This is a genomic window from Methylocucumis oryzae, assembly GCF_000963695.1.
In the GTDB taxonomy this organism is placed as follows: domain Bacteria; phylum Pseudomonadota; class Gammaproteobacteria; order Methylococcales; family Methylomonadaceae; genus Methylovulum; species Methylovulum oryzae.
The window spans coordinates 1-10,551 of record NZ_LAJX01000224.1 but is presented as its reverse complement, the minus strand read 5'-3'; the positions used below and the strand labels follow the sequence as shown (position 1 = coordinate 10,551).

At 42.5% G+C, this 10,551-nt stretch carries 11 protein-coding genes and 3 pseudogenes; 6 read left to right on the top strand and 8 right to left on the bottom strand.

All coding sequences use genetic code 11. From position 1 onward, the window contains the following. Nucleotides 1-232: 232 nt before the first annotated feature. The 5 genes and pseudogenes from dnaK to VZ94_RS18015 form a co-directional block, all read right to left on the bottom strand. A pseudogene (dnaK, locus tag VZ94_RS18035) lies at nucleotides 233-2,153 on the bottom strand (molecular chaperone DnaK). A gap of 74 nt (nucleotides 2,154-2,227) precedes the next feature. Further along, nucleotides 2,228-2,818 (bottom strand): nucleotide exchange factor GrpE, encoded by a 591-nt coding sequence (gene grpE / locus VZ94_RS18030; RefSeq protein WP_045780286.1) that lies wholly within the window; start codon nucleotides 2,816-2,818, stop codon nucleotides 2,228-2,230. 36 nt (nucleotides 2,819-2,854) lie between these two features. After that, nucleotides 2,855-3,902, bottom strand: a pseudogene (gene hrcA, locus VZ94_RS18025) (heat-inducible transcriptional repressor HrcA). 163 nt (nucleotides 3,903-4,065) lie between these two features. After that, complete coding sequence (locus VZ94_RS18020; protein ID WP_045780285.1) at nucleotides 4,066-4,794, bottom strand: class I SAM-dependent methyltransferase; 729 nt, start codon at nucleotides 4,792-4,794, stop codon at nucleotides 4,066-4,068. Continuing rightward, the gene (locus VZ94_RS18015; protein ID WP_045780284.1) at nucleotides 4,784-5,089 is read right to left on the bottom strand and encodes a DUF1244 domain-containing protein; all 306 of its coding nucleotides are present in this window, start codon (nucleotides 5,087-5,089) and stop codon (nucleotides 4,784-4,786) included. Before VZ94_RS18015 ends, VZ94_RS18020 begins: the two co-directional genes overlap by 11 nt. A gap of 102 nt (nucleotides 5,090-5,191) precedes the next feature. Between VZ94_RS18015 and VZ94_RS18010 the strand changes: the two genes are divergently transcribed. The 6 genes and pseudogenes from VZ94_RS18010 to VZ94_RS29600 all read left to right on the top strand — a co-directional run bounded on the left by VZ94_RS18010 (nucleotide 5,192) and on the right by VZ94_RS29600 (nucleotide 7,778). Then, nucleotides 5,192-5,539, top strand: a complete 348-nt coding sequence (locus VZ94_RS18010) for a hypothetical protein (RefSeq protein ID WP_045780283.1) — start codon at nucleotides 5,192-5,194, stop codon at nucleotides 5,537-5,539. A gap of 8 nt (nucleotides 5,540-5,547) precedes the next feature. After that, nucleotides 5,548-6,085 (top strand): annotated as a pseudogene (locus VZ94_RS18005) (septation protein A). Nucleotide 6,086: 1 nt separating this feature from the next. Next, nucleotides 6,087-6,389 carry a YciI family protein gene (locus VZ94_RS18000; RefSeq protein ID WP_045780282.1) on the top strand — a complete coding sequence of 101 codons (303 nt, stop codon included), beginning with the start codon at nucleotides 6,087-6,089 and terminating at the stop codon, nucleotides 6,387-6,389. Continuing rightward, complete coding sequence (locus VZ94_RS17995; RefSeq protein ID WP_045780281.1) at nucleotides 6,386-6,652, top strand: BolA family protein; 267 nt, start codon at nucleotides 6,386-6,388, stop codon at nucleotides 6,650-6,652. Before VZ94_RS18000 ends, VZ94_RS17995 begins: the two co-directional genes overlap by 4 nt. A gap of 12 nt (nucleotides 6,653-6,664) precedes the next feature. Then, nucleotides 6,665-6,913 (top strand): hypothetical protein, encoded by a 249-nt coding sequence (locus VZ94_RS32495; protein ID WP_131655621.1) that lies wholly within the window; start codon nucleotides 6,665-6,667, stop codon nucleotides 6,911-6,913. After that, nucleotides 6,891-7,778: a peptidylprolyl isomerase gene (locus VZ94_RS29600; RefSeq protein WP_338040507.1), complete on the top strand. Its 888-nt coding sequence runs from the start codon at nucleotides 6,891-6,893 to the stop codon at nucleotides 7,776-7,778. The genes VZ94_RS32495 and VZ94_RS29600 overlap by 23 nt, the downstream gene beginning before the upstream one ends. Before the next feature lie 52 nt (nucleotides 7,779-7,830). On the opposite strand, the gene VZ94_RS17985 is transcribed toward VZ94_RS29600, so the two are convergent. Genes VZ94_RS17985 through VZ94_RS17975 form a run of 3 tightly spaced genes read right to left on the bottom strand, consistent with a single transcriptional unit; the run spans nucleotide 7,831 to nucleotide 10,480 of the window. Continuing rightward, a complete protein-coding gene (locus VZ94_RS17985) occupies nucleotides 7,831-9,741 on the bottom strand; it encodes a heavy metal translocating P-type ATPase (RefSeq protein ID WP_239650054.1) in 1,911 nt (636 codons plus the stop codon). A 33-nt stretch (nucleotides 9,742-9,774) separates the two neighbouring features. Next, on the bottom strand, nucleotides 9,775-10,056 hold the full coding sequence (locus tag VZ94_RS17980) for an RnfH family protein (protein WP_045780279.1): 282 nt from the start codon (nucleotides 10,054-10,056) through the stop codon (nucleotides 9,775-9,777). Continuing rightward, nucleotides 10,049-10,480: a type II toxin-antitoxin system RatA family toxin gene (locus tag VZ94_RS17975; RefSeq protein WP_045780278.1), complete on the bottom strand. Its 432-nt coding sequence runs from the start codon at nucleotides 10,478-10,480 to the stop codon at nucleotides 10,049-10,051. The genes VZ94_RS17980 and VZ94_RS17975 overlap by 8 nt, the downstream gene beginning before the upstream one ends. Nucleotides 10,481-10,551: the final 71 nt, after the last annotated feature.

The window sequence follows — 10,551 nt, the reverse complement described above, 5'->3', positions numbered from 1 at the left end:
CGTTTGAAGTATATACTCTGAACGGTCACATTCGGTATCTTGTGTTGTTGTAGGGTGCGCTATGCGCACCTTTTTCATTGATTTTTAAGATGTTATAAAGGTGCGCACAGCGCACCCTACCTAAAAACCGAAAACTTGACCGTTTGAAGTATATATTGTGTCTGCTTAACTTTTATGAACTGTAGGGTGGAAAACAGCAACACCCTACAATCACAACCAACAAGCTTAACTATTATTTTTTGTCGTCTTTAACTTCTTCAAACTCAGCATCGACGACGCCATCATCATCAACTTTAGGTTCGCTGCTAGCGGCACTTGCGCTTTCTGCCGCTCCTTTTTGTGCATAAACACGTTCCGCTAAACTACCCGATAATTCAGTTAATGCGTTAGTTTTCGCTTCTATCTCGTCTTTGCTATCGCCTTTCAGCGCTTCTTTTAACTCGCTGACTGCTTTCTCAATATTCGCTTTTTCATCGGCGCTGACTTGATCGCCAAGCTCTTTTAACGATTTTTCCGTTGCATGAATCATACTATCGGCATGATTGCGTGCATGGACTAACTCGGTTAATTTGCGGTCTTCATCAGCATGCGCTTCAGCATCTTTAATCATGCGTTGCACTTCATCTTCTGATAAACCACTCGATGCTTTAATCACAATAGATTGTTTTTTACCGGTCGCTTTATCTTTAGCTGATACGTTTAAGATACCGTTAGCATCAATATCAAACGACACTTCGACTTGCGGTACGCCGCGTGGTGCCGGTGGTATATCACTTAAATCGAAACGACCTAATGACTTATTCGCCGATGCTTTTTCCCGCTCACCTTGTAACACGTGAACCGTGACTGCAGTTTGATTATCTTCAGCGGTTGAGAATACTTGCGACGCATTGGTTGGAATCGTGGTGTTTTTCTCAATCAATTTCGTCATCACGCCACCTAGGGTTTCAATACCTAATGACAACGGAATAACATCTAATAATAAAACATCTTTAACTTCACCGCCTAATACACCTGCTTGAATCGCAGCGCCTAAAGCCACAGCTTCGTCAGGATTGACGTCTTTACGCGGCTCTTGGCCAAAAATGGATTTAACCATTTCTTGCACTTTAGGCATACGCGTTTGACCACCAACTAAAATCACATCGTCAATATCTTTTGCGCTTAAGCCAGCATCTTTCAACGCCATTTCGCAAGGGCCTTTAGTCTTGTTAATCAGTTCTTCAACCAATGCTTCTAACTTGGCGCGTGTTAATTTGACATTTAAGTGCTTAGGACCTGATGCATCCGCCGTGATATACGGTAAGTTAATATCGGTTTGTTGGCTAGACGATAACTCGATTTTAGCTTTTTCAGCGGCTTCTTTTAAACGTTGTAACGCCAACGGGTCGTTATGTACATCAACGCCTGTGTCTTTTTTAAATTCAGTTGCTAAGTATTCGATAATCCTAGAATCGAAATCTTCACCGCCTAAAAAAGTGTCGCCATTGGTTGATAACACTTCAAATTGATGTTCGCCATCAATTTCAGCAATTTCGATGATTGAAATATCGAATGTACCACCGCCTAAGTCATAAACTGCAATTTTAGTATCGCCTTTAGGCTTATCCATACCAAACGCTAACGCTGACGCTGTTGGCTCATTGATAATACGTTTAACATCTAAGCCAGCAATACGGCCTGCATCTTTAGTCGCTTGACGTTGTGAGTCGTTAAAATAAGCCGGTACCGTAATCACCGCTTCTGTAACAGGCTCACCTTAAATAGGCTTCAGCATCTTTTTTCAGCTTCATCAACACACGGGCTGAGATTTCAGGTGCTGCCATTTTTTTATCGTGAACTTGTACCCATGCATCGCCATTTTCAGCTTCAACGATTTTATAAGGCACCATGTGTATGTCTTTTTGTACGATATCGTCTTTAAAACGACGACCTATTAAGCGTTTTATTGCAAATAAGGTATTTTTGGGGTTTGTGACCGCTTGTCGTTTAGCCGACTGTCCAACTAACACTTCATCATCGTTAGTGAATGCAATAATAGACGGCGTGGTACGTGCGCCTTCGCTATTTTCTATGACTCTTGCCACACCATTTTCTAGTACAGCGACGCAAGAATTAGTCGTTCCTAAATCTATTCCAATTATTTTTGCCATTGAATTCTCCAGACTTGAATTTTATTAATGTTATAACCGATATAAGGCTGAGTTTTACAATTTCAAGCCTAGTTTCAATCTGCTGCTTTCGCGACGATAACCATCGCTGGGCGTAGCAAGCGTCCATTCAGCATATAACCTTTTTGCAGCACATTAACCACTGTATTTGCTTCCACGCCCTGCACTGCTTGCATCATAACCGCTTGGTGTTGCTCAGCATTAAACGGTGAGCCAAGTGGATCTAAGGTCACGATATTAAATTTATTAAAGACCGCCTCAAATTGCTTTATCGTCAACTCACTGCCTTCTCGGAATTTTTTGACGTCTTCGCTATCGCCGGTTGCGGCTTGCAGACCTAACACCAAACTATCCATGACTGTTAATAATTCTTTAGCGAAATTCGTGATAGCAAACTTATGCGTGTCTTCTAAGTCTTTTTGCATGCGCTTTTTTAAGTTTTCCATTTCCGCATGGACGCGCAACGCTTTATCCCAATTTTCTTGGGCTTTGTGCTTAGTTTCGGCAAGTTCTTGCTTTAATTCGTCTATTGTGTATTCGTGTTCGGCGACTTCCGTATGAGGTTGTTCCTCATTTGAAACTGTCGCGTCGCTTTGAACCGCTTCTGGTTCTATTTGCGCTTCTACTGTTTCCTGCTCAGTACTCATTGGCTATAACCTAACTAAGTTTATGTAATGAAATCTTTACAATGGGGATGAGGATTTAGGATTCAAGGCTGCGCTTAATAATTTTGCAGTAATGTCGACATAAGGAATGATTTTTTCATAAGACATGCGCGTAGGACCAATCACACCCAACACACCGACCACTTCCTCACCAACACTATAAGGCGCGGTGACTAAACTACAACAATCAAATGCTTGGTAGCCGGATTCCTCACCAATAAAAATTTGCACACCATCAGCCTTCATGCATTGGTCTAATAAATGAATGACTTCTTGTTTTTGACTAAACGCTGAAAACAAGCTTTTTAACCGCTCTCTATCTGCAAGCTCAGAAAATTCCATTAGATTGGTTTCTCCGGTTAACACATAGTCTTCTTTAGGACGATCTTGCGCAAAAGGTCAATTGCGCTATCCTAATGGCGTCCAACATCGATTGGTTAATATGCGCTTGCGTATCTTGCAATTCTTTAATCATGCGGTCGCGTACGCTATCTAAGCTAAAACCACTGTATACGGCATTTAAATAATTAGCCGCTTGTTGCAATTCTGCTGGCGAAAAAGCTTTATCGGTATGAATAATTTTGTTGTGAACCTCTTGCTCATTGGTCACAAAAATCACTAATACGCGTTGATGTGACAACGGTAAAAACTCAATATGCCGAAAACTCACGCTTTCTCGACGCGGTAACGTCACCACGCCAGCCATTTGCGTGACATCAGAGAGTAATCGCGAGGCAATGCCAATAACATCGCTAGAATCGCTAGGGACTAGCAACCCTTCTTGTAACCTTGTTAATTCCTCAGAATTTAACGGTTTAACGGTTATCAAACTGTCCACAAACAGCCGATACCCGCTGACTGTTGGCACTCGCCCTGCCGATGTATGGGGCGAGTGAACTAATCCTAAATCTTCCAAATCAGCCATGACGTTACGAATAGTCGCAGGACTGAGTTTTAGCTCAGAATCTTTAGATAACGCCCTTGAGCCAACCGGTTGACCGTCTGAGATATAACGCTGAACCAATGTTTTTAATAATTGTAATGAGCGCTCATTAAGCTGTTGCATAGTATGGCCCACACCCACCTCTGTTATTATTAATTAGCACTCTATCAAGCCGAGTGCCAACAAAAAATAACAGCTAGCCTACAGCTTGTCAATTAATGTTGATTGGCTACTCCCGGTTAAAAAATGAATTTTCAATTTTTAAGACAAGCACTTATTCCATCCTTTACTGTGGCTTATAGGCCGAAACCAACGCATTAACTTCATATCGGTGACTGAGCTGAATAGCGCTAAAACCTGCGTCCGCAAGCTGAGTTAAGGCTTGAGTTTCTCGCATAATATGATTTTCAGACTCATCGCTAAATAAATGCACAATCCAATGCTCCAGCAGTTCTAATTTGCCCGCTGCAATTAACACGCTGAAATAGCGACTAACCTCTTGTTGAGTCGTACGCGTATGCACGTCTATATCGTCTAAAGCATAGCGGTCGCCATTAATAAAACATCCCCCCGGCACTAAGACTCTAAAAACTTCAGCCAATACTTGTTTTCTATAATCTTGAGTAAAATTGTGTAATGTATAAGCCGACGCTACGCTATCGACACTCGCATCCGGCAATTTTTTAAGCGCGGTCAACGCATCATCACTAGAAAACGTTAAGCGACCTGCATTCACCCAAGCGGCTAAGCTCTCTTGTGCTTGCTTTTGCATCGTTGGCTCGTTATCAATACTTAATATTTGCGCGGAACCGTGTTGACTCAGTATCGATAAAGTCGTAATTCCTGTACCGCCACCCAGTTCAACAACGTTTGACGCAGACTTAGCATATTCGGCAACCGTCGCACCGACTAACGAACTCATCTCATACGATAACGGTGACAATTGTTTAAGCATGGCATAGTCTTCACCGATAATGCCTGAAAACATCGCGTCATAATCCATCTTAATGTTCATGTTTACCTTCTTGCTTTTTAGCATAGGCCGCTAATTGCTCCGGTGTAGCGTCTTGTTGATAACGTTGTTTCCATTCTGAATAAGGCATACCGTAAACATACTCACGCGCTGCCTCATAATCTACCTGCTCACCCAACGTTGCCGCTTCTGCCGCGTACCATTTCGCTAAGCAATTCCGGCAGAAATCACCAACTAACATCAAATCGATGTTTTGCACCTCGGTATGGGCTTGTAAATGTTGCAATAACCGTCTAAAAGCGGCGGCCTCAATCTGAGTTTGTAATTCATTCGTCATTCAATTCCTCTTTAATGATTTAGTATGCATGAACATAGGTACTTGGACATTTAAGATTAAAGATTCTACAATAGCAGAATCTGACTACGCATAACTTGTCACATGAAAATTCATAGCTCTTCACTTGCTTATTCGCCAGCTAGGTTAGAGACTAACCAGCAAGCTAATAACGCCCGTGCAAAGCCTGAATTATCCAATGACGCAACAGCGGCGACACCTGGCTCTACTACGCAAGTGAACGCCACGACGAGCATTAACAAGCAAGCACTAGAAAAAATTCAGCAAAACCATGACGCACAACGTCTGTTAATAACAACGACACAAGACAATGCTTATAATGCGGCGGATAAACGTACGCAACACGCTTTAAATGCTTATCAGCAAAATCTTTCTCAGGCAACGCAAACTCATCAAACGCCAACAACTGGCGGAGTCGACTTTTACGCTTAATCCATTTTATGAAACAACTGCTTGAATTTATACCTATTATTTTATTTTTTATCGCGTTTAAATTTTACGATATTTATGTGGCAACCGGTGTAGTGATGGTGGCTACACTGCTGTTAGTCGTTTATACCTGGCTAAAATACCGTAAAGTTGAGTCCATGCAATGGGTAACGCTAGGCTTAGTCATCGTTATGGGCGGCGCGACGATATACTTACAAAACGAATCATTTATTAAATGGAAATTATCCATAATCGAATGGTTATTCGGTATCGTCTTTTTTAGCCAGCCAATTTGTTGGCAAAAAACCGATTGTCGAACGTATGATGGGGGCAAGTATTACGTTACCCGCATCCATCTGGAAAAAACTTAATGTCATATGGAGTTTATTTTTTATTACCGTAGGTTTTGTTAACTTATATGTCATGTACAATTTTCCAACTGAAGATTGGGTAAACTTTAAAACCTTTGGCGTTCCGGGGCTCATGGTAATTTTTATCGTGTTACAAATGGTATTTTTATACAAATACATACCCGAACCGGAGAAATAAAGTGTTATACGCGATTATTGGTGAAGATGTACCTAATAGCTTAGAGCAGCGCCTAGCCGCAAGACCTGCTCATCTCAATCGCTTACAAGAGTTACAAAATCAAGGCAAATTAGTATTAGCAGGGCCTTTTCCTGCGATAGATTCGGACAACCCCGGCACTTCGGGTTTTACAGGAAGTCTTATTGTTGCCGAATTTGCCAACCTTGACGAAGCAAAAAACTGGGCCGATGCTGACCCTTATTTGGCCGCCGGCGTTTATGCCGGTGTCTCTGTTAAACCTTTCAAAAAAGTGTTTCCTTCATGACTACAGAGTTAATTAGAACCACATTAACTAACGCTTTACAACCTGAATTTTTAGAAATTATCGACGATAGCGCCGCACATGCAGGTCATGCGGGCGCGCGGAACGGTGGCGGACATTTTCATGTCAACATCGTCGCCGAAGCATTTCAAGGCAAATCCTTGGTGCAACGCCATCAACTTATTTACCAAGCACTAGGTGAGTTGATGAAACATGAAATTCATGCCTTAGGCATTAATGCTCTTACCCCATCTGAAAAAAACTAAAGGAACCCACACATGAAAAATACGTTTATCCCCTTGCTTGTTGCAGGAGCTGCTTTAATCGCTACGGGCTGCGACCAGCAACCTTCTAGCACTAACCCAGGTACGGGTGCATCTAGCTCAGCCACACCTGCACCGGCAATGCCGGAAGTAAACAAAGCGGATGCTATTGCGTCAGTTAACGGCAAATATATTTCCAAAGAAATCTTAGAGAATTTGGAAAAAAGATGTCGCAGCACGTATGCCAGGACAAAGCATCCCTAAAGAAAAATTAGTAGAAGAACTCATACAACGTGAGTTATTAATTCAAGATGCGCTACAAAAACAATTGGATAAATCGCCTGAAGTACTCAAAGGGTTAGATGAAGCTAAGAAAAACATCTTAACCAATGCCGCTGTGCAAAACTTCATGAAAACCAACCCAGTGACTGACGAAGAAGTCAAAGCTGAATATGACAGTAAATTCGGTGGCTCAAATACCATGGAATATAAAGCTCGTCATATTTTGGTTAAAACAGAAGCCGAAGCGAAAAAAATTATTGCTGAATTGGATAAAGGCGCTGACTTTGCTAAATTAGCGAATAAACATTCATTAGACGGCAAAGAAGCGCAAAATGGTGGCGATTTAGGTTGGTTTGCCGCTGGTCAAATGGTTGAGCCTTTCTCTAAAGCGGTTATGGCGTTAGAAAACGGCAAATACTCTAAAGCACCGGTGCAAACTCAATTTGGCTGGCATATTATTTTAAAAGAAGACGCACGCCCTCAAACACCTCCACCAATAGAAACCATCAAACAACAAATCACGCCTTATTTACAACGCAAAAAAGTCCAAACCATGTTGGAAACTATGCGTAAACAAGCGAAAGTTGAAGTGTTAATTCCATTAACCGAAGAAAAACCTAAAGCTGACGCCAACGCCGCTGCACAGCCTGGCAGCGCCCCTGCTGAGCAACCTGCAAATACGGAAGAAAAACCTAAAGCCGAAGGCGAAGCTGCAGCACAACCTGCTGCGGGCGAAAAAGCTGAAGCCCCAGCCCCTGCAGAAGACAAAGTCGTAGCTGAAGAGGTCAAAGAAGCGCCAAAAGCAGAAACGCCAGCTCAACCGGCAAAAGCTGAAGAAAAGAAATAACGATTAGATAAAGCGCTATACCGACAAACTGCCGGTATAGCGTAAATTACGACTAATAGTCAGACAAAACCTTAGGCGGCAGTGCTGCACGCAAAGCATTTAACACCGCAAAAATATCAATCACTTCTTGTGCAATAGCACCCGCAACGGGCGATAACAAACCCAGCCCGGCAAAGCCCATACCGATTAAGCTTAACAACATACCACCGACGGCGCTTTGTAACGCAATACCCCGCATTCGCTCGCCAATATGAAATAACTCATCCACTTTTAATAGCGAGCTATCCATAATCACAGCATCCGCCGCTTCGCCGGTAATATCGCTGTTTTGCCCAAATGCTATTCCTATCGTTGCCGCCGTTAATGCGGGCGCATCGTTAATACCATCCCCTAAAAATACCGTTTTCGCTAGTGCCGTTTCAGCTTTTACTAAGGCTAATTTTTGCTCAGGGCTTTGACTGAAGTACACTTGTTGAATACCGACTTGCTCAGCTAAATAACGCACTTCAGATTCTCTATCACCAGACACCAGCATCACTTTGGCAAATAAATGATTAGGTTTTAAGTGATTAATAAATAACGAGCTATCGCTACGCGCTTGATCGCGGAATTGCAGCGTTGCAGCATATTGCTGATTGATTAACACAATACATTCTAAACCACCTTGCAAAACCGGTAATTGGGTCTCTAATTCAGGATAGTCTTTTAACAAATGCTTACGACTCGTGATTTGCACAGATACATCAGCAACACTACCTAATAAACCGACCCCCGGCAACTCGCTAATACCGGTTACTGTCAACAAGGATAGCTGACGCTCAGCTGCTGCTGTTAAAATACTATTGGCTAAAGGGTGTTTAGAATAACGCTCTAAACTCGCGATTAACGTTAATACATTCGCTTCTGTCTGGCCTGGAGCTAAGCTAATCTGCGTTAATACGGGTCTACCATAGGTTAACGTACCCGTTTTATCGAAAATTGCTGTACGGCATTGACCAATAGTTTCTAAAATCGCCGGATTTTTAATGATAATCTCACGCTTAGCCGCTAAAGAAATAGAGCTAATAATCGTCACAGGGATAGCGATTAATAACGGACACGGCGTAGCAATCACTAAAACGGCTAAGAAACGTACAATTTCGCCACTCATCAACCAGGCCATTAACGCAATTAGAATAGCTAATGGCGCGTACCAAGCACCTAATTGGTCACCTAACCGCCTTATCGACGGCTTATACTGCTCAGACTCACGCATAACCGTCATAATTTTGGCATAACGAGAATCTTCGGCTAGCTTATCGGCTTGAATCACTAATAACGAATCACCATTAACTGCACCCGATAACACCTTAGAGCCTACTGTTTTAGACATTAAATAAGGCTCTCCGGTTAAATACGATTCGTCCATGGTACTACTGCCTTGCTGCACCGTACCATCAACCGGACATATTTCATGCGGTAAAATAGACAAAATATCGCCTATACCAACTTGCTCAATAGGAATATCGCATAACCCTTGCGCCGTTTGTCTATGAGCAATAGAAGGCATACGCTTAGCCAACGCCGACAACACGGACGACGCTTTACGCACTGCATACGCCTCTAACACAGAACCGCCAGATAACATTAACACGACTAATGATGCCGCTAGGTATTCATGCAATAACAACCCAGTAACAATCGCGATACCGGCTAATAAATCTGCGCCTAAATCCCGTTGCAATAATTTGGCTAAAAGTTGGTATACCAGCGGAAAACCGCCAAAGACAATCACGACTAACAAAGGCACTTCAATGACACTGACTGACACATTGACATTGAAATCACTTATAGCCGTGTCGCCATAACTGAGTAGCATGTGTACTGCAAAAGCCAGAGGTTTAGCCTCAAACGCAACGCCATACTGCAAGAACAAATAAACACCAATGCCAATCAGGCTTATCGCAACAGTGAGTTTATCCAAGAATGCAGTGGATGTTTGATTAGATGGTGGCATTTACTTCGCGGCCCGTATGCGTCTAGCCACTTTAGGATCGTAAATAAGAGGGCGATAAATTTCGACTCTATCACCAGAGCCCAGCTCTTTCGATGAGGCGCAAACTGTACCAAAAATACCAACAGTTAACTCATCACGAGCTAAATCGGGAATCAGCTCCAATAACCCTGAAGCCTGCACGGCTTGCTCAGCGGTTACCGGCGGTGTTAATTGCAGCGGAATTAACCATTGCTGGTCTGGCAAGGCATAAGCCACTTCAATACTAATTAATATATCAGACATAAATTTGCTTAGCGCGCTGAGTAAACGAACTCACCATAGTATTGCAAATTTGGTTAAAGACCGCGCCAAACGCTAAGCTAGCCAACTTACCTGACATTTCAAATTCTAAATCTAACGTAATTTTACTGGCATCTTCACGTAGTGGCATAAAATTCCATACACCCTCTAAATACGAAAAAGGGCCATCCAATAATGACACGGTAATTCTGCCACCTGGCTCTATGGCATTACGCGTAGAAAAAGACTTTTTAAAACCACCTTTAGAAATCATTAATTCTGCTTCGATAATTCTATCTTCACGTTTTATGATACGGCTACCACTACACCACGGTAAAAACTGCGGATAAGATTCTATATCATTGACTAAATCAAACATTTGCTGCGCGGAATATTTAACTAACGCGCTTTTTTGCACAATAGTCATTTACAACACCCCCACTGCGTGCAGAAACACTAAAAACACCGCAGCCGGAGCAACGTACTTAATTAAAAACA

Coding starts and splice junctions, on each gene's coding strand:
- VZ94_RS18010 (WP_045780283.1), top strand. CDS start 5,192: ATGAAAATTCATAGCTCTTCACTTGCTTATTCGCCAGCTAGGTTAGAG.
- VZ94_RS18015 (WP_045780284.1), bottom strand. CDS start 5,089: ATGACGAATGAATTACAAACTCAGATTGAGGCCGCCGCTTTTAGACGG.
- VZ94_RS29600 (WP_338040507.1), top strand. CDS start 6,891: ATGCCAGGACAAAGCATCCCTAAAGAAAAATTAGTAGAAGAACTCATA.
- grpE (WP_045780286.1), bottom strand. CDS start 2,818: ATGAGTACTGAGCAGGAAACAGTAGAAGCGCAAATAGAACCAGAAGCG.
- VZ94_RS17995 (WP_045780281.1), top strand. CDS start 6,386: ATGACTACAGAGTTAATTAGAACCACATTAACTAACGCTTTACAACCT.
- VZ94_RS18020 (WP_045780285.1), bottom strand. CDS start 4,794: ATGAACATTAAGATGGATTATGACGCGATGTTTTCAGGCATTATCGGT.
- VZ94_RS32495 (WP_131655621.1), top strand. CDS start 6,665: ATGAAAAATACGTTTATCCCCTTGCTTGTTGCAGGAGCTGCTTTAATC.
- VZ94_RS17975 (WP_045780278.1), bottom strand. CDS start 10,480: ATGACTATTGTGCAAAAAAGCGCGTTAGTTAAATATTCCGCGCAGCAA.
- VZ94_RS17980 (WP_045780279.1), bottom strand. CDS start 10,056: ATGTCTGATATATTAATTAGTATTGAAGTGGCTTATGCCTTGCCAGAC.